Genomic DNA, 18,468 nt, shown 5'->3' with positions numbered 1-18,468 from the left:
ATTTAAATGTTAGTCTATCATTTTCTAACACCGTTGTCATGATTTTTTTCAGTTATAAGAAAATTATGATTTTTTTGCCTTCAGTCGACAGAAAAGCGAAAGATTGGTAAACTATTTCTATTAATTTGTAGAGGTGGCTTATGTTTTTACTTACAACGCAAACCGTAGACTCCAGCAACACTAATGTCGTCGATCAAGCGACAGAACAATTATCAGCTTGGCAAAAGTATTGGCAGACGATCAACTGGGATCGTGTTTTTTCTGTTTTAATTCAAAAAGGCCTAACGGAAATTTTTTGATCGATCAGTCATTCGAACGGCAAAAGAAAAAAATTGCGGATAACGCTACTAGGATCGAAACAATCCATGCCTTATCAATGAATATTTTTTCTTATACTCTGTTTTTCTTCTTTCTATACTCAATTTTGGATACGCTTGGTATTCCAGTCGGATCGTTATTAGCTGGTGCTGGAATTGCTGGTATCGCCATTGGTTTGGGTGCTCAAGGATTTACGAATGATATCATCACAGGTTTCTTCATTATTATGGAGCAGCAGATCGATGTCGGTGATTACATTCGATTGACCGATTTGAGTATCGAAGGAACCGTAACATCTGTCGGCATCCGGATGCTTCAGATGAAATCTGCCGATGGGACAGTCCATTTTATTCCTAACCGAAATATCACAACGATCAGCAATCTTTCGCGCGCTCATATGCAAGTCAAGGTAGATGTTCGAATTCAGCCAGATGAAGGATATGATAAAATCAGTCACTTGATCGAGGAAGCGAATCAGAAGCTGGCGGAAGAATTTAACGAGGAAATTTTTGATGGGCCTACGCTTTTTGGAATGGTTGATTTAGGCAACAGTAATTATGCGATCCGAACGATTCTTTACGTGACAAACGGCAAGCAGTATAAGCTTCAAGAAGAATTTCTAACAGCCTATGTAAAAATCCTGAATCAAAACGGCTTCACGATTCCTAACAATCCAATCGCAATCGGAAAATAAAAAATTCTATCCATGAACAATCTCATGGATAGAATTTTTTTGTTTTATTGGACAAAGGGATTCCCGTATTTTTCACGATAACCATAATATCCTAAACGATACAGATCAACTTCTTTTTTTGACTGAATCAAACTGTCGCCAATCAATTGCAGCGTACACTCGGTAAACTCTAGCGCCGCTGTGCCGTTTGCCGTAACGAGGTTGCGATCGCTGACGGCTTGTCTTTCGTAAAAGTTTTCTGGAGTCTGATAGTTTGGATAATCTTGCCAGAGGAAACGGTCATTTCCGGTATGCCTGTAACCTTCCAGAAAACCATGATTAGCCAAATAATCCACGGCACCGCAAATCGCAGCAATCGGCAAGCCGCGAATCAGCTGCTTTTCGATTATACGATAAAGCTCTGGACTATGGATATTCCAAGAATTCCCGCCAATCAAAACCAACAACTCAAACTCCCGATCAATCTCAGAAATTTTGAAGTCGATCATTGTCTGCAATCCGCCAATAGATTCCACTTGTGGCAAATTTGAAGCAGTTTTTATTTGCCAATCGTCTCGTTGATTTAGCAGACTTAACAAGTAAGCACCTTCCCAGTCGGCATATTGATCCAGTAAAACAAATAATGCTGTTTTCATACTATCTCTCCCTTCCGCTTTGTTGAATACCTTCAGTTTAACAAAATCGGAATAGGAAAGCTCTTGGATTTCGCTAGTTTATTTCTTTTTTACCAACTAGCTTTTTTAACGCCGGGGATTTGGCCTTTATGAGCCAATTCGCGAAATTTAATTCGGGACATGCCGAATTTACGCATATAACCTCTTGGACGGCCATCGATCAGGTCGCGATGCTTTAAGCGATTAGGATTCGAATCACGCGGTAATTTCGCTAGTCCTTCATAATCTCCAGCAGCTTTTAATACTAACCGCTGTTCAGCATACTGGTTGATCAAAGCTTGTTGTTTTTGCATTTTAACAACCTTAGATTTTTTTGCCATTCATTTACCTCTATTCTTTTTTATTAATCGAAATTAATCGTAACCATTACTGTTTAAACACTAAGCAAAGATAGCATCTCTAGAATCTAAAGTCAATTTATCTGTATCTTGATTTAGAATAAAAAAAGAACCCTTTTTAAAGAGTTCCTTTCCAATATTTTTATGAGTTTGCGTGGATAATTACTTTCGCTTCTGGATTTTTTCGTCCTAATGAATGGAAAGTATAATTTACCGATTTTAAAATCTCCCTGCGTGTTACGATTCCGCAGAACACACCTTCATGGTCCAAAACAGGTAAGAAAGAGGAATCCACTAATAAGTGTAAAACATCTTCCAGCTCTGCATCCGGCCGCATCACGGATACGTCAGTCTTCATAACATCAGCAACTGTTAATTCATCTAAATTGGATGTATCAATACCATCGATCCCCAGCATTTTTTTTACAATATCATTCAAGCTCAATAAACCAACAAAATGATCCTCCCTATCCAAAACCGGGATCGTTGAATAACCAGCTTGAGATAATAGCAGCAAAGCATGTTCTAATGGATGTTCCTTCATTACGTTAGCAACATTTTCTGCTGGAATCATCATGGTTTCTTCGTGTTCCCTCATTAATTGTTCAATCGCGGGACTAATCATATGACGCCTCCGTTCTAATATCTTCACCTTATTTTACCTTAACAGCAAAAAGAAAGCGTTATTTACCCAAATCTTTAATAAAAATTTGGAACTAATGTTCAAAATCAGCAGCTAATTCTTCAATCGGTTGATGTGCCCGATTATAAAACTGCACATGATAGCCAGTCTTTTCACTATCGATGATCGCATAGCTAGGGATTTGTACAGGACCACGAGGTTGCGAGATGCTTCCTGGATTCACAAATAAAATGTCTTTATCGAGTTCGGCAACTGCTTGGTGAATATGACCAAACAAAGCAATGTTGGCACCGGCCTCCTGAGCTTGCAGTGAGAGCATCGTAAGCCCAAAACGAACATTTGATAGATGACCATGTGTCATATAGATGACATCATCGCCGATCGAAACGACTTGTTCTTTTTTATAGCCGGGATCATAGTCGCAATTTCCGGTGACTACGGTAAAGTGTTCCCACAATTCATCGTTGGCTTGCAGTTCTGAGTCTCCGCAGTGAAACATGTGATCAACCATGCCCACATAACGATTCACGAGCTCAACTAAAATATTACGATCTCCATGATTATCGCTAACAACTAAATACTTCATTTATTCCCCTCCAACCACTTTTTCCAAACTTTTTCTAATTCCTTAACCGCCATCCCGCGATGACTGATTTCATTTTTTTCTTCACTTGTTAATTCAGCAGAACTTTTTTCAAAGCCTGGTACAATAAATAAAGGATCATAGCCAAAGCCATTATCTCCTTTAGGTATTCGCCCAATCCGGCCATCCCAATCTGCTTCCACTACCAAGCTATCTTTTTGTGGAGCAGCAAAGACCAATGTGCAGTGGAAATGTGCCGTTCTTTTTTCGTCTGGTACGTCTGTCAGTTCATGCAGCAGTTTCGCATTGTTCGCTGCATCACTTTTTCTTTCGCCAGCAAAACGCGCAGAAAAAATTCCCGGCATTCCATTTAAAGCATCTACTGCCAAACCAGAATCATCAGCTAATACAGGCTGCTGTAAAATTTGTGCGATCGTTTCAGCCTTTAGGCGAGCATTCTCTTCGAAGGTTGTTCCCGTTTCTTCAACATCAGGCAAATCAGGATAGTCTAATAAAGTCTTGGTTTGATACCCTTCTTCTGCAAATAGCGCAGCAAATTCCTTCGCTTTTCCGGGATTACGCGTTGCGATCACTATCGTTTTCTCTTCTGGTTCGATCTCATCATAGAGAGCTTCCTTTTGATAAGCGATTAAATCTTCAATACCGGCTTTTCCGTGTAAAAGCAAAGCATTCAATTCATTATCATCAAAGGTCGCTTCTTCTCCGGTTCCTTGGATTTCTACAAAACGGCCAGCTTCCGTCATCACTAAATTCATATCAACAGCCGCTGACGAATCTTCCTGATAGTCTAAATCAGTTACTACAGTACCATCAGGCAAGATACCGACACTGATAGCAGCTAAATGTTCCTTAATTGGATCTTCGGTTAGTTCTCCGTTAGCTAATAATTTGTTGATAGCCAAGCGTAATGCAACGAATCCGCCAGTAATACTAGCTGTTCTAGTTCCACCATCAGCTTGGATCACGTCGCAATCTACTATAATACTGCGCTCACCTAATTTTTCTAGATCAACCACAGCACGTAATGAACGACCGATTAAACGTTGGATTTCCATCGTACGTCCAGTTAATTTTCCTTTTGAACTCTCACGTCGATTACGAGTATTAGTGGCTCTAGGCAGCATGCTATATTCAGCCGTCACCCAACCAGTCTCGCTGCCGCGCAGAAATGGCGGTACAGAATCCTCTAAAGTCGCCGAGCAAATTACTTTTGTATCGCCAAAAGAAACAACGACTGACCCCTCCGGATGTTTAAAAACATTTGTTTCAATTTTAATCGGTCGCAATTGTTGGACCGTTCTTCCATCATGTCGCAAATTATTCTCCTCCCAAATCGATATGACTAACATTCAAATTCGTAATATTCAACCATTCGCCCGCAATATCCTTAAACATCTTCGGCGATCCAGTTGTATAAAAAGTCCGTGCTTTGATTTCTGACTGTTCATAATTATTCAGATTGAAATAATCCAATAATGTACTAACATCATTGACCGTTTCCGCTCCTGAATCAATCAATGTCACTTGTTGCCCGATAACATTTTGAATGATTGGACGCAGTAATGGATAATGCGTGCAGCCTAAAATCAAGGTATCTAATTTTTCTTTTTTTAATGGTGCTAAGGTTTGCGAAACGATTTTTTTAGCAACAGAACTACTAAACTGATTACTTTCGACAATCGGTACAAATTTGGGACAAGCTAGACTTGATACATATGTATCAGGAGCCTTTTCCTGCAATTCATGCCTATACGAACCGCTTTTTACCGTTCCGATCGTTCCAATAATACCTACTCTCCCAGTTTCGCTTGCCTTCAACGCAGCACGCGAACCTGGCTGGATAACACCAATTACAGGTATATCTACATTTTTCTTGATCTCATCTAAAGCTACTGCAGTCGCTGTATTACAAGCGATCACAAGCATTTTAATATTTTTTTTCAATAAAAAACGAGTCATTTGCCAGGTAAACTCAATGACTTGCTCAGCTGGTCGAGGACCATACGGACACCGTGCCGTATCTCCAAGATATAAAATTTCTTCATTTGGCAGCTGACGCATCGCTTCTTTGACCACAGTCAAACCGCCTACGCCAGAGTCGATAAATCCAATTGGTCTTTCATTTGACAAAACGCTCATCCTATCTAGTTCCAAGTATCACCTTATTTTCCACTTTTTAACGAAATATTTCAAGCCCTAGAGTCCTACTTGATAAAAAGCGTTTTCTTTTGAATGAATAACAATCAGTGATAAACTCTTTTATGAGAGAGGTGGATGAAAATGGATAAAAAAGAACTGACCGAAAATTTAGGGAAAGTCTCTGCTGGCGATCGCAACCAAGACCCTGCTATCAAAGCAACAGAAAAAGAAGTTGAACAAAGAAAAAATAAGAAAAACGAAGAACAGGAACCGGGGCTGCTGGAAAAACTTGGCAAAACACAGGCTGGTGCCATTTATGAAGATCCAGCCATGAAGGAAACTGAGCGTGAAACGGAAAAATAGAAAGAATGAGAAGTAGAACTTTTTTCAATTTGTTAGATCTTGTTCTATCCGAAGGTTTCTCTTTCTTTACCGTAAAAGCTAAAGAAGCGACGACCTCTTCTATTTGGAGAGATCGTCGCTTCTTTTTATTAATAGTTATATTTGCTCGTCTCCAAGAAGTTGGAAACCAGCGATAATAGATAACAGACAACAAAATACATTGCAGTCATCGCGATAAACATCGGAATAACGTAATTAGTATTTTGTCCATAAATGATTTTTGCGTTGTGCGTTAGTTCCGGTAGTGAAATGATCACGGCCAAAGATGTGTCTTTAATCAAAGAAATCAATTGGCTCAGAATCGCCGGCAGCATTGATTTAAAAGCCTGCGGCAAAACAATCATTGTCAACGTCTGAACATAAGTTAAGCCAGAAGACATTCCAGCTTCGGTTTGTCCACTTGGTACGGCGTTCAATCCAGCCCGGAAAATTTCTGACAGCATCGCTGACTCAAAAATCGTTAATGCAGCGACTGCCGCCCAGAAGATATTCAACTTGATACCAATTTGCGGCAAAGCGAAATAGGTGAAGAAAATAATCAGCAACAGCGGCAAGTTTCGAATGATATCAACGATAATTCCCATAATTTTTGAAAGCACCGGGACCTTGCTGTAACGAACAGTTCCTGCGATACCGCCAAGAATCATACTGAAAATAATCGAAACGACCGAAACTTGGATCGTCACCCACAGCCCATCTAAAAGGAAACGCAAATTGATCCATGAAAAAGCATCACTCATATTCTTTTACCCCTTCCTTTCTAGGCATTTGACCAATGCTTATCTAAATAGTTCATTAGATATGACAAAGGTAAAGTTAAAATCAAGTAAAACAAGCCGACAATAATATAGGTGTCGAATGTGTTGAATGTCGTACTAGCAATCAAATCTCCCTGATACATTAAATCCAAACCAGCGACCATCGCTAAAATAGAGGAATTTTTGATCAAGTTGATGAATTGGTTGCCTAATGGCGGCACCACAATTTTGAAGGCTTGCGGCAATACGATGTATCGCATTGTTTCGCCATATGAAAAGCCAGAGGATAAACCAGCCTCCATTTGACCTTTGGGAACTGTTTGGATTCCTGAACGAACCGTTTCCGCGATAAAGGCTGAAGTATAGATCGTAAGTCCAATTGTCCCTGCTTGGAAACCATCAAAGCTATAAAAATACATGGGTGCTACGACATAGAAAAACATGACGATTATCAACAATGGAATATTTCGGAAAAAAGCCACATATGCTTTCGCCAAACTGCGAATGACCCGGTTGTGGGACAATTGCAAGATCGCCATTAGTGTTCCAATGATCAAGCTGAAAACTAATGCTAACAAGCTTGCATATATCGTGTATTTAAATCCGCTGACAAAATCAGCTGAAAAAGTTTGAAATAACTGTGTCATTAGAACTGTGCCCCCTTCTTCGCCCGGCCATCAGCATCTTTAGGGAACCATTTCTCAAAGATTTTATTATAGGTACCATTGTCATGCATTTTATGTAATGCTGTATTGACTTCTTTTAAGAAATCTTCTTGCCCCTTGTTGATGGCAATTCCGTATGGCTCATTTGTAAAAGTACCAGCTGTTAATTCATAATTATCGTTTTCTGATGCCATTCCCAACAAAATTGCATTATCAGTCGTCATCGCTTGACCTTGACCTGATTGCAATGCAGTGAATGCTTCTGCATAGTTTTCTAATTCAAGAATTTTTGCCTCAGGAGCATGTTTCCGTATGTTGATAGTTGAAGTCGATCCCTTAACCGCTAATACTGTATCCTCAGCAGTCAGATCTTTAATGCTTTTAATGTGACTATCTTTCTTTACTAGTAAGGATTGTCCCGCATCAAAATAAATATCAGAAAAATCTACTTCTTTTTTACGATCTTCCGTGATTGTCATAGTGGCAATGATGGCATCGATATTCCCGTTTTTAAGTAAAGGAATTCGGGTCTTGGAAGTCACTTCAACAAATTCGGCTTTTCCATCTTTTCCAAGAATTTCTTTCGTGATTGCTTTCGCAATATCAATGTCAAATCCATCGACCTTGCGTGTCTTTATATCCATCATCCCGAATAAGCGTGTATCGTATTTTACGCCCCAAGTAATGGTTGGTTCTTCTTTGATTCGTTTCGCAATATTTTCGTTTGCGACACTTTCTCCTTTACATCCTGACAGCACTATCACAAGCAGCAGCGGAAGAAATAAAAAGGAGACTAATTTTCTTATCTTCGACATAAGCCGCCCTCCTAATGATTGATTACTTTGCTGACAAATTGCTGTGCGCGCTCCTCTTGAGGTTTGTCGAAGAAGCTTTTGACATCACGTGTATCCTCTAGTACCTCGCCCTCAGCCATAAAAATGATGCGATCTGCCACTTCTTTAGCAAATCCCATCTCATGAGTTACGACGATCATAGACATACCATCACGAGCAATCTTCTTCATAACATTTAACACATCCCCGATCATTTCCGGGTCAAGAGCAGACGTCGGCTCATCAAAAAGCAGCAAATCAGGATTCATCGCTAAGCCGCGGGCGATGGCGATCCGTTGTTGCTGTCCACCAGATAACATGGAAGGATAAGAATCCTTCTTATCTAACATATCTACTCGATCTAATAATTTTTCGGCAGACTTTGTTGCTTCTGCTGAAGATTGTTTCAAAACCTTGATAGGTGCCAACGTTATGTTTTCTAACGCTGTCTTATTTGGATATAAATTAAAATGTTGAAAAACCATTCCGATATTCTTACGAATGTCTTTCAACTTAACTTCTTTACTATGTAAATTCTTGTCATTTACTAGTAACTCGCCGGAAGAGATGTCTTCTAATCCATTGATACAACGCAACATCGTGCTCTTCCCTGAACCGGATGGTCCGATCACCACGACGACTTCACCTTTTTCAAAGGTCAAGTTAATATTTTTTAAGGCATGAAACTTTCCATAGTATTTTTCTACATGCTTAAATTCAACCATTGGCATGTCTAACCACCTCATTTTCCCTTATCATTTTCTAATTTTTCCAACGTGAGTCTAATTATAAGCTAAGTTTTTTAACTTTGTAAAGAAAAAAACTCACTGTTAGAAAAAAATATCTCAACAACTTCTATCACGATGTCACGTTTCTTGACATCGAATATATTTGTCTATTCGATAAAAATAGGGATAAGAGTTGTCATGCTTGAAAAAAAAAGGTAGTATTTGAAGAGACTATTGAAAGAAATTTTATGAAAAGGTGAGTAAATGGAAAAAATCATTTTAACTGGTGATCGACCCACTGGGCAACTACATTTAGGACATTACGTCGGTTCGCTAAAAAATCGCGTACTTATGCAAGAAGATCCTGAAAATAAATTATTTATCATGATAGCTGATATGCAAGCTTTGACTGATAATGCTAAAAACCCAGAAAAAGTTTCATCAAATGTATTGCAGGTTGCCTTAGACTATATGGCAATCGGTTTAGATCCTAAGCGTTCAACGTTATTTATTCAATCACAAATACCTGAATTAGCCGAGCTAACAATGTATTTTTTAAACTTGGTCAGTGTTGGGCGCGTTCGCCGCAACCCAACCGTAAAATCTGAAATTGAACAAAAGAATTTCGGTGAAAGTGTTCCTGCCGGCTTCTTTATCTACCCTGTTTCTCAGGCGTCGGATATTACCGCGTTTAAAGCAAATCTTGTACCTGTTGGTGAAGATCAAAAACCAATGTTGGAACAAACACAAGAAATTGTCCAAAGCTTTAATCACACATATGGTGATGTTTTAGTAGAACCTAAAGGTGTGTTCCCTGAAAAAGGACGAGGACGTCTACCTGGCATTGACGGCAACGGAAAAATGAGTAAATCACTCGGCAATGGGATCTACATAGCTGATCCTGCGGATGTTGTGGCTAAGAAAGTTATGAGCATGTATACTGATCCAAATCACATCCATGTAGAAGATCCAGGTCAAGTAGAAGGCAATATGGTCTTCACTTATCTAGATGTTTTTGGGACAGATAAGGAAAAAATCGCTGAGCTAAAAGAGCACTACCGTCGCGGCGGTCTTGGCGATGTGAAGATCAAACGCTATTTGATCGATGTTTTAGAAGCTGAATTTGCTCCGATTCGTGCCCGTCGCGAAGAATATGCAAAGAACCCTGAAGCAATCATGCAGATGCTGAAAGAAGGCAGCGAAAAAGCTCGATCAGTAGCTGCTGAAACTCTGACAGAAGTTAAACAAGCTATGGGTATCAATTACTTCGCCTAATCTGCCTGTTTTAACTATTAAAAATAAACGCATACAAAAAACACTCGAATTTTTATTTCGAGTGTTTTATTTTGTTTCTATTATTGATTGCAGAATTTCTGTGAATTCAGTTGATTCATTGAATGGTTGAATGTACTCAAATACTTCCCCGCCATTTTCCATAAAATACGTGCGATTCTCTTCATTGATTTCTTCGATCGTTTCCAAGCAATCAGCTACGAATCCTGGAGTGATTACCAATACTTTTTTGATATTCTGACTTGGAAAAGCCTTCAACGTCTCACGAGTCATTGGTGTTAACCACTGCCCTGGCCCGAACTTCGATTGATACGAATGAGTATATGGATGATCCCCGATTCTTTCCATCACCTTTTGAGTAGTAATTTTACATTGCTCTTCATAAGGATCACCACGCTCTATTGTCGAAACCGGAATACCATGATAAGAAAATAAAATCATATCAAAACTTTTTTCAGTCAGATGACGCTTAATAGTATTGGCCAATAATTGAAGATAGCCTTCATGATCATAAAACGAACTTGAAATTTTAATATCCGGAATCTCAGCAGCCGACTTGTAAACCTGGCCGACTTGATCACAGATCGGAGCTACCGTCGTCTCAGAATATTGAGGATACAATGGTAAAACAAATAATTCTGTCATTCCTGCCTGCTTCATTTCATAAATCGTTTCTTGAATCCCGGGTCTGCCGTATGTCATTGCGAAACGCACAATCGTATTCGGCATACGCAATTGTAAAAGCTCAGCTTGTTTTTTAGTATATATCCATAGCGGAGACCCCTCTTCTCGCCAGATTTTTTTGTACGCATGGGCCGACTTTTTAGGACGGACTTGCAGTACAATACCATGTAAAATTGGCAGCCACAGACTTCGGGGCCAATTAATTACCCGCCGATCCGATAAAAATTCCGCTAAATACTTTTTAACAGCCTCTGGGGTTGGGCTTTCTGGTGTTCCTAAATTAACCAGTAAAATACCTTTTTTCAATAGTAACATCCTTCGCATTAATTTCTAATTAAAACTATAGCAAAGTAATCACAAAAAAACACTCACGAATTTTATCGCGAGTGTTAAAAATAGTTTCGGCTTAATGATAAAAGTCAAAACGGCCTTTCGCCATGACTTCTTTAACTCCGCCTGTTTCAAACAATGAGCGGTCCATAATAGCTTTTTTGATAAATGATGCTGGATAAGCTGTTACTTCCGTTTTACCTACAACACCGAAAGCGTGTGTATTCCCGATAGAAGCTACTGAACCAAGTGATTTAAACGCGAAGGGCTTGCTTGGTTGTCCCTTCATTTGATTCAAGATATCTTTACCTGCATATGAACCCATCTTCAATGCAATCTGTGCAGTTGTTGGATACGGGCGATTGCTTGAAGGATCCATAACAGCTGAAACGTCACCTAATAGATAGATGTCGTCATGATTTGGATCAGTCAAGTTTGGTTTCACCATCACGCGACCACGGCGTTCTTCAAAGCCAGATTCCCCGATTACTTGGCTGCCGCTGACACCGGTTGTCCAAACGATTGTTTTGGCTTTTAGAGCAACTAGATCATTTTCATCATCTTTTGAATTTTGATAAATGACCGCACCTGGCTCGACCTTCTTAATTGGTTTTCCGGTCAACAGTTTAACATCCCATTTATTCAAATGATCGATACAATATTGTCCTAATTTATCACTAAACATTGGCAAGATTTTATCGACAGCTTCTACACAATAGATTTGGATATCTTCCGGTTTTACTCCTGCAATGTCAGCAAAGGCTTTACTGCCTTCAACCAAAGCACCAACTAATTCTATTCCTGTAAAGCCTGCTCCGCAGACAACGATCCGTAAATATTCTTCGTTTTTAGTCTCTTTGTATTGCTTCATTTGCTCAATGATGTGTTTATGAACTTGATCCGCAGTTTTTACATCCACCATCTCTAGAGAATTTTCTTTTACTCCTGGGATACCGAATGATTCAGATTGGAAGCCTAAAGCAACGATCAAATAATCGTACTTTAATGTTTGATTTTCTAAATAAACTTCTTTTTGGTCAGCGTCGATTTTTTCAACTGTATCCATAATAAAAGTAGTTTTTTGCGGATTTGCTACATCCTTTATTTTGTAACAGATTTTTTCATCTGGTTGTGTACCGGCTGCGACTTCATGCAGACTGGTTGACTCATAATGGTAATCGTTCCGGTCTACTAAACTAATATGAATGTCTGCTCCTGATTTTTGTAATACATGCAAAGCACGCAAGCCTGCGTAGCCTGCTCCTAAAATGACTATTTCTTTCATTTCTGTTTCCTCCTCTAAAATAAAAACGCTAATGCAAAACTGATAACTTGTGCGGCAGCCCCTACCGCTAAAATTCTGACTGCGCAAATGAACGTTTCTCGTTTAACTTGTTTCATCCGAAATATTTGTACCTGCTTGTAAATAAAAGGTGCTGCTAAGAATGTCCCCAGCATGGTCCATGGGGCGATTCCAATAATCACCGAAAGCAAGAGGGCAAGAAAGGCTGCGATATTCATTCCTACAAATAAATGGAGCGCTCGCGGCTTTCCTAAATAATGAACCAATGTAAAGCGATTGTTCTTTTCGTCTTCTTCTAAATCACAGATATTGTTTGCCAGCATGAGGTTTGCGATCCACAACGTATTCGGTAATGAAATCAGAAAAATCTCACTCAAATTAGTAAAATTCCACTGAAACACTTCATACGTATTCAAATAGACACATAAAATCGTGATCATAAACCCCATCGTTAATCCTGAAAAAACTTCTCCTAACGGAAGGCTGGATAAGGGTCTTGGTCCAGAGGAATAAAAAATTCCTACACCATAACAAAATAACCCCATCAATAAAAAAGGCCACCCGACCACGAAGGATAATCCGATGCCAATCAATGCCGAAACAATGATCATTCCTATCATCATTCGAAAAACCACTTTCAAATTCAGATTCTCTCTTCCAATGATATTGGTTTTTTCTCGATAGTCGTGAATTTCCGTCGCATGGTGATAGTCGTTGTAGTTGTCTAAAATATCCACCGCCATATTAAAAATGAACATCGCGACAAAGTACAATAGGACTAGACCTAAATGAAGTTTGTGAAAATTATACAGGCTAAAACAAATCCCAATAAAAAAAGGCAGGACACTCGCGGTTTTCGCTTTAAATTCCACGAGTTCCAAGAAAACGGTTAAATTCATCTCACCCAACTTTCTCGATTTTCTTTTTCATGTTCATTATGCTATTTTTATACTTTTTGTTCAAAGGATTTGCTTGGCTATCATGTGTTTCCTCTCACGAAACATTAATTAAGCATTCTAGTAGTCTTTCTGGGTAGCATGCGCTAAAATAAACTTGAAAACGTTGTTAGAAGGAGCAGTTATGTTAGACTACTGGAATGAATATCCCAAAATACAGGAAAATCTAATCCAAGTTAAGAAATTGATCTCACAAAGACTTGTTATTAATAATAAATCGATTGAAGAGGCCATCACAAAATTTTCTTCTACAGGAGGAAAAATGATCCGTCCGGCACTCTTTTTTCTTTTCGCTGATTTTGGAGATAAAAAAGAACAAGAACAATTAGTAAAAATCGCAGCATCACTTGAATTGCTGCATTCAGCCACACTTGTCCATGATGACATTATTGATGATTCGCCAACCCGCCGCGGCTTGCCATCGGTCCAGTCGCGCTTTGGTAAAGACGTAGCAGTTTACACCGGAGATTTTATGTATACTAGTTATTTTGAGCTGTTAGCAGAATGTATGAGTCATACCCCATTCCTCTTAAAGAATGCTCAAGCGATGAAGAAGGTCTTGCAGGGCGAACTAACACAAATGACTTGTACTTTCGATCCAGATCAAACGATTGGTGATTATTTGCGGAACATTAATGGTAAAACCGCTGAATTGATTCGGCTTAGCTGCCATGAAGGTGCTTATTTTGGCGGGGCGGATAAGAAACTGCAGTCTCGCGCTAAACGAATCGGTTCTGCCATCGGGTTAGCTTTTCAAATTTATGATGATATCTTAAATTTCTCCTTAGAGCTGGGAAATGATCAAAAGCCAATCTTAACTGATGTACAGCAAGGCATCTTCACGCTGCCTTTATTGATTGCCCGTGATAATCAGCCGGAAGTCATCCGCCCTTATCTAGAACATCCCGAAACTTTGTCACGACAAGAGCTGATTCAATTAGCTTACTATGTTGATAGTCTTGGCGGGATTGCCGGTGCGCTTGATTTCGCAGAAAAATTGACTAAAAAAGCATTAAATGAGATCCAAGAATTACCTGATGGCAAGAGTAAGGAGATCCTTAAAACGGTTGCTGTTCAACTGTTGGAGCGTTCTTATTAATCTCAAGCCCTTTCAAATAGATCCCTAAACACATGATTACTTAAAAAATCATGTGTTTAGGGATTTTTTATCTTCAATCCTTACCAGCAAGGCTTCTTCTTCCATTTCCGACATGGTAAAATGAAAACGAAAACATATAAGGAGCAATGATAGATGAATACTCATGAACTATATCAAAAATTGGAACTCTCCCCTGTAATCGCGGCAGCCAAAAATGAAGCTGAGCTGGAAGCGGCTATAAAATCAGAAAGTGAAGTCATCTTTATTCTCCAATCTCACCTAATGGAGCTGGCTGACTTGTCTCAAAAAATCAAAGCAAGCGGAAAAACAGCCATTTTGCATGCGGATTTGGTGAAGGGTCTATCTTCAGATGAAACAGCGATTGATTATATTAAACAGTCCACTTCCTTTGACGGAATTATTTCCACAAAACCGGCAATCATTCGTCATGCAAAAAAACATGGGCTCTTGGCAATCCAGCGTTTCTTTCTATTAGACTCTTCCGCTTTGGAAAATGTCGATCGCCAGCTGAAATATACCGAGGCTGATTTGGTCGAGGTCCTTCCCAGTGTTTCACCCAAGATTATCAAGGAGCTGGTTAATCATTCTAAAAAACCGCTGGTCGTCGGCGGCTTGATTCGTGACAAAGAAGACATCATGGGGGCTTTAGGTGCTGGAAGCCTTGCTGTATCAACGACGGAAAGTTCAATTTGGTCAATTTAACGATTGTTGATCCTTTATAAAGGTGTTATAATACAGGTAATTAAATATCGGCTAGAGATAAAAAGAGTATAGCGGCAAACGTCAACAATCATTGGCGTTTGTTAACTATACTCTTTTTTGCTGCGTTCAAAATGCTGGCACTAAGTGAGTAGGAACCTAAATAAGCAGGAGGAAAAAACTATGTATGATGTAATTGTAATCGGTTGCGGAATCGTTGGCGCCGCAACTGCCTATGAACTAAGCAAGTATCAACTGAAAACACTCGTCTTGGAAGCGGAAAATGATGTTAGTTTAGGAGCCACTAGAGCAAACAGTGCTATCTTGCACGCTGGTTTCGATCCAGAACCTGGCAGCTTGATGGCAAGACTTAATGTTGAAGGCGCCGAACGTGCAAAGGAACTGTGTCAAAAGCTGTCTGTTCATTATGATCAAATTGGTTCGCTAGTCGTCGCTTTTTCAGCTGAGGAGCTTGAGTTGATTCAAGAGCTTTATGAGCGGGGAAATAAAAATGGCGTAAAGGATCTGGAGCTGCTTGACCAAGCGGCACTTCATCAGATGGAACCGAATCTTTCTCATGAAAGTCTAGGTGCCCTCTATGCCCCTACCGCAGCGATCGTAAATCCGTGGGAATTTTGCCTCGCCTTAGCAGAAACTGCCGTAAGAAATGGTGTGGAGCTAGCGTTGAATAATCGCGTGTCTGGTATCAGAAAAATAGCCGAGGGTTATGAAATCAGCACAAATAGAGCAACTTATCAAACACGGTACGTCTTTAATGCGGCCGGCGTTCACTCAGATGATATCCACAACTTAATCGCTGAACCCAATTTTGAGATTACACCGAAGCGTGGTGAGTACTATCTATTAGACAAATCAGAAGGAACCGTCGTAAATCATGTAATCTTCCAGTGTCCTTCTAGTATTGGAAAAGGCGTTTTAGTCAGCCCGACTGTTCACGGAAATTTAGTCGTTGGACCGAATTCGGAGGCAGTTCAGAAAAATGAACTGGATAGCGGAAAAGATACCGGAAATACGATTGTCGGGTTAAAAACAGTTGCCGATTTAGCTAGAAAGTCTCTTCCAGATCTTAACTTGCGGCAATCCATTCGGAATTTCTCTGGTGTTCGTGCCAATAATAGCGTTGGCGATTTTGTCTTACAGGAAGCGGCTCCTGGTTTTATTGACCTAGCCGGCATTAAATCACCTGGTCTTACATCAGCCCCTGCGATTGCTTTATACGGTATTGAGATGATGGAAAAATCTGTTCACAAGAACTTTGTTCAAAAAGATGAGTATCTTGATTCACGGGAAAAAATCGTCTTTGAAGAGCTGAGTCTTGAGGAAAAAAATGCAGTCATTTCTAAGGATGAGAATTACGGCAGAGTTATCTGCCGCTGTGAGACGATTACTGAAGGTGAAATTAGAGCAGCTGCCCACTCTCCTATTCCACCAGTTTCTGTTGATGGTATCAAACGAAGATGCAATGCCGGAATGGGTCGGTGTCAGGGCGGCTTTTGCGGTCCGCGAGTTGTTGACATTTTAGCGGAAGAAGCTCATAAATCACCTTTGGATATTCTGCAGGATCGTGAAGGCAGCTATATTTTAGTTGACGCAACAAAAGGAGGACGTTGATATGCATGAATTAATCGTAATTGGCGGCGGTCCGGCTGGCTTGGCAGCAGCTGTAGCGGCATACGAAAAAGGCGTCAAAGATATTTTGATTATTGAACGAGATCAAAAGCTTGGAGGAATTTTGAATCAATGTATTCATAACGGTTTTGGTCTCCACTATTTTAAGGAGGAACTGACCGGACCGGAATATGCAGCGCGCTTTATTGAAATGGTCAAAGAAACAACGATTAAAGTTTTACTAGACACGATGGTTTTAGAAGTCACCGAAGATAAAGAGGTGCACATCGTCAACAAGGAACACGGCTATCAAATCCTAAAAACGAAAGCTTTAGTATTTGCTATGGGGTGCCGTGAGCGAACCCGTGGAGCTATTGGGATTGCCGGCAGTCGTCCAGCTGGTGTGTTTACTGCTGGTACAGCGCAACGATATGTCAATATGGAAGGTTACTTGGTTGGAAAAAAAGTAATCATTCTGGGTTCTGGTGATATTGGCTTAATCATGGCCCGACGAATGACACTCGAGGGTGCCGAAGTCTTGGCTTGTGTGGAAGTCATGCCCTACTCTGGCGGATTGACTCGAAATATTGTTCAGTGTTTAGATGATTATGAAATCCCTCTTCTGCTATCTCATACAATTACTGAAATTCGCGGAAAAAACCGGGTCGAGCAAGTGGTCGTCTCAGAAGTAGATGAAAAACGGCAGCCGATTTCTGGTACGGAACAAATTTTTGACTGTGATACGATTTTATTATCCGTCGGTTTGATTCCTGAAAATGAGCTGAGCCGAGATGCCAAGCTTGATTTAGATACAAAAACTAGTGGTCCTTTTGTTTATGAAAATATGGAAACCTCTGTACCGGGCATCTTCGCTTGCGGGAATGTTGTTCACGTGCATGATTTGGTAGATTTTGTAACTGCTGAAAGTATCAAGGCCGGCACTTCTGCCGCTTCCTATATTTTAGAACAAGCTGCGGAGCCCGCTCAATGTCTCACTATCAAAAACGGTGATCATGTCACCTATGTTGTTCCGCAAAAGATCCGTAATGAAAACGTCGAGCGCCGAACCGATCTCTTCTTCCGTGTCAATAAGGTATTTGATGACAGTCAAATTCTGATCAAATCACAAGGTGAAGTTCTGGCGAAACAGAAAAAAACGTATATTGTCCCAGGCGAAATGGAAAAATTCAAGCTGTCAAAAAAAGTTTTGGATAAGGTTACTAATGGTGAGATCGAGATTTGCGTGGAGGAGGTGTCGAAGGGATGAAAAATTTTATCTGTATCATGTGTCCAAAAGGCTGTCACCTAACGGTTGATGAAAACAATGATTATCAAGTTAGCGGATATAGCTGCAATAAAGGCGTGAAATATGGTAAAGCGGAAGCCACGAATCCTGTAAGAGTCGTTACCTCGACTGTCATCGTTGATGGCGGCAGCGGTCATCTCTGCTCGGTAAAAACCGCCGATGGTATTCCTAAAAAAGCAGTTTTAGCTGCGATGAAAGAAATTAATAAAGTTCAGTTGCAGGCTCCGGTTAAAATCGGTGATATTGCGATAAAAAATCTTTTAGATACTGGTGTCGATGTTGTCGTAACTAGTGAAATTCAGGCAAGTTAACTTTTGGTCACCAAAACAGCCCTCAAAAAATTTATTTTTGA

The 18,468-nt window shown here is 40.0% G+C and carries 20 protein-coding genes and 1 pseudogene; 8 read left to right on the top strand and 13 right to left on the bottom strand.

Annotation, left to right across the window (positions count from 1 at the left end; translation table 11 throughout):
- The first annotated feature begins 140 nt into the window (after positions 1–140).
- Positions 141–1,012: pseudogene (locus A5875_RS04590) on the top strand (mechanosensitive ion channel family protein).
- A 44-nt stretch (positions 1,013–1,056) separates the two neighbouring features.
- Here the strand turns inward: A5875_RS04590 and A5875_RS04585 are convergent.
- The 6 genes from A5875_RS04585 to racE all read right to left on the bottom strand — a co-directional run bounded on the left by A5875_RS04585 (position 1,057) and on the right by racE (position 5,410).
- Positions 1,057–1,647: a type 1 glutamine amidotransferase family protein gene (locus tag A5875_RS04585; protein ID WP_088932515.1), complete on the bottom strand. Its 591-nt coding sequence runs from the start codon at positions 1,645–1,647 to the stop codon at positions 1,057–1,059.
- An 89-nt stretch (positions 1,648–1,736) separates the two neighbouring features.
- Entirely contained in the window at positions 1,737–2,006 is a 270-nt protein-coding gene (gene rpsN / locus A5875_RS04580; RefSeq protein ID WP_088932514.1) for a 30S ribosomal protein S14, read from the bottom strand.
- Positions 2,007–2,166: 160 nt separating this feature from the next.
- The gene (gene cbpB / locus A5875_RS04575) at positions 2,167–2,649 is read right to left on the bottom strand and encodes a cyclic-di-AMP-binding protein CbpB (protein WP_088932513.1); all 483 of its coding nucleotides are present in this window, start codon (positions 2,647–2,649) and stop codon (positions 2,167–2,169) included.
- 91 nt (positions 2,650–2,740) lie between these two features.
- Entirely contained in the window at positions 2,741–3,253 is a 513-nt protein-coding gene (locus tag A5875_RS04570) for a metallophosphoesterase (RefSeq protein ID WP_088932512.1), read from the bottom strand.
- Complete coding sequence (gene rph, locus A5875_RS04565; RefSeq protein ID WP_088932511.1) at positions 3,250–4,587, bottom strand: ribonuclease PH; 1,338 nt, start codon at positions 4,585–4,587, stop codon at positions 3,250–3,252. The genes A5875_RS04570 and rph overlap by 4 nt, the downstream gene beginning before the upstream one ends.
- Position 4,588: 1 nt before the next feature.
- Positions 4,589–5,410 carry a glutamate racemase gene (gene racE, locus A5875_RS04560; protein WP_277989414.1) on the bottom strand — a complete coding sequence of 274 codons (822 nt, stop codon included), beginning with the start codon at positions 5,408–5,410 and terminating at the stop codon, positions 4,589–4,591.
- A gap of 141 nt (positions 5,411–5,551) precedes the next feature.
- Between racE and A5875_RS04555 the strand changes: the two genes are divergently transcribed.
- Positions 5,552–5,773 (top strand): hypothetical protein, encoded by a 222-nt coding sequence (locus A5875_RS04555; protein WP_088932510.1) that lies wholly within the window; start codon positions 5,552–5,554, stop codon positions 5,771–5,773.
- A 128-nt stretch (positions 5,774–5,901) separates the two neighbouring features.
- On the opposite strand, the gene A5875_RS04550 is transcribed toward A5875_RS04555, so the two are convergent.
- Genes A5875_RS04550 through A5875_RS04535 form a run of 4 tightly spaced genes read right to left on the bottom strand, consistent with a single transcriptional unit; the run spans position 5,902 to position 8,799 of the window.
- Positions 5,902–6,552, bottom strand: coding sequence for an amino acid ABC transporter permease (locus tag A5875_RS04550; RefSeq protein WP_088932509.1), 651 nt, complete (start codon positions 6,550–6,552; stop codon positions 5,902–5,904).
- Positions 6,553–6,572: 20 nt separating this feature from the next.
- Positions 6,573–7,217, bottom strand: coding sequence for an amino acid ABC transporter permease (locus A5875_RS04545; protein ID WP_088932508.1), 645 nt, complete (start codon positions 7,215–7,217; stop codon positions 6,573–6,575).
- On the bottom strand, positions 7,217–8,050 hold the full coding sequence (locus tag A5875_RS04540; protein ID WP_088932507.1) for a transporter substrate-binding domain-containing protein: 834 nt from the start codon (positions 8,048–8,050) through the stop codon (positions 7,217–7,219). The genes A5875_RS04545 and A5875_RS04540 overlap by 1 nt, the downstream gene beginning before the upstream one ends.
- Before the next feature lie 11 nt (positions 8,051–8,061).
- On the bottom strand, positions 8,062–8,799 hold the full coding sequence (locus A5875_RS04535; RefSeq protein WP_088932506.1) for an amino acid ABC transporter ATP-binding protein: 738 nt from the start codon (positions 8,797–8,799) through the stop codon (positions 8,062–8,064).
- Between the two features lie 261 nt (positions 8,800–9,060).
- On the opposite strand from A5875_RS04535, the gene trpS reads away from it, so the two are divergent.
- Positions 9,061–10,071, top strand: a complete 1,011-nt coding sequence (trpS, locus tag A5875_RS04530) for a tryptophan--tRNA ligase (RefSeq protein ID WP_088932505.1) — start codon at positions 9,061–9,063, stop codon at positions 10,069–10,071.
- Between the two features lie 66 nt (positions 10,072–10,137).
- Here trpS and hemH read toward each other — a convergent pair whose 3' ends face one another.
- The 3 genes from hemH to A5875_RS04515 all read right to left on the bottom strand — a co-directional run bounded on the left by hemH (position 10,138) and on the right by A5875_RS04515 (position 13,305).
- A complete protein-coding gene (gene hemH / locus A5875_RS04525; RefSeq protein ID WP_088932504.1) occupies positions 10,138–11,088 on the bottom strand; it encodes a ferrochelatase in 951 nt (316 codons plus the stop codon).
- 91 nt (positions 11,089–11,179) lie between these two features.
- Positions 11,180–12,388 (bottom strand): NAD(P)/FAD-dependent oxidoreductase, encoded by a 1,209-nt coding sequence (locus A5875_RS04520; protein ID WP_088932503.1) that lies wholly within the window; start codon positions 12,386–12,388, stop codon positions 11,180–11,182.
- Positions 12,389–12,402: 14 nt separating this feature from the next.
- The gene (locus A5875_RS04515) at positions 12,403–13,305 is read right to left on the bottom strand and encodes a prenyltransferase (protein ID WP_088932502.1); all 903 of its coding nucleotides are present in this window, start codon (positions 13,303–13,305) and stop codon (positions 12,403–12,405) included.
- A 181-nt stretch (positions 13,306–13,486) separates the two neighbouring features.
- Here A5875_RS04515 and A5875_RS04510 point away from each other — a divergent pair, with 181 nt between their 5' ends.
- The 5 genes from A5875_RS04510 to A5875_RS04490 all read left to right on the top strand — a co-directional run bounded on the left by A5875_RS04510 (position 13,487) and on the right by A5875_RS04490 (position 18,427).
- Positions 13,487–14,461: a polyprenyl synthetase family protein gene (locus tag A5875_RS04510; RefSeq protein WP_088932501.1), complete on the top strand. Its 975-nt coding sequence runs from the start codon at positions 13,487–13,489 to the stop codon at positions 14,459–14,461.
- 153 nt (positions 14,462–14,614) lie between these two features.
- Positions 14,615–15,184, top strand: coding sequence for a glycerol-3-phosphate responsive antiterminator (locus A5875_RS04505; protein WP_088932500.1), 570 nt, complete (start codon positions 14,615–14,617; stop codon positions 15,182–15,184).
- A 180-nt stretch (positions 15,185–15,364) separates the two neighbouring features.
- Positions 15,365–16,813, top strand: coding sequence for an NAD(P)/FAD-dependent oxidoreductase (locus tag A5875_RS04500; RefSeq protein WP_088932499.1), 1,449 nt, complete (start codon positions 15,365–15,367; stop codon positions 16,811–16,813).
- 1 nt (position 16,814) lies between these two features.
- Positions 16,815–18,077 (top strand): NAD(P)/FAD-dependent oxidoreductase, encoded by a 1,263-nt coding sequence (locus A5875_RS04495; RefSeq protein WP_088932498.1) that lies wholly within the window; start codon positions 16,815–16,817, stop codon positions 18,075–18,077.
- Positions 18,074–18,427 (top strand): DUF1667 domain-containing protein, encoded by a 354-nt coding sequence (locus A5875_RS04490; protein WP_088932497.1) that lies wholly within the window; start codon positions 18,074–18,076, stop codon positions 18,425–18,427. The genes A5875_RS04495 and A5875_RS04490 overlap by 4 nt, the downstream gene beginning before the upstream one ends.
- Positions 18,428–18,468: the final 41 nt, after the last annotated feature.

It is taken from the genome of Enterococcus sp. 3H8_DIV0648 (genome assembly GCF_002140655.1).
Lineage (GTDB): Bacteria > Bacillota > Bacilli > Lactobacillales > Enterococcaceae > Enterococcus_A > Enterococcus_A hulanensis.
The sequence above is the reverse complement of the archived record's forward strand: the minus strand, read 5'-3'. Positions and strand labels throughout refer to the sequence as shown.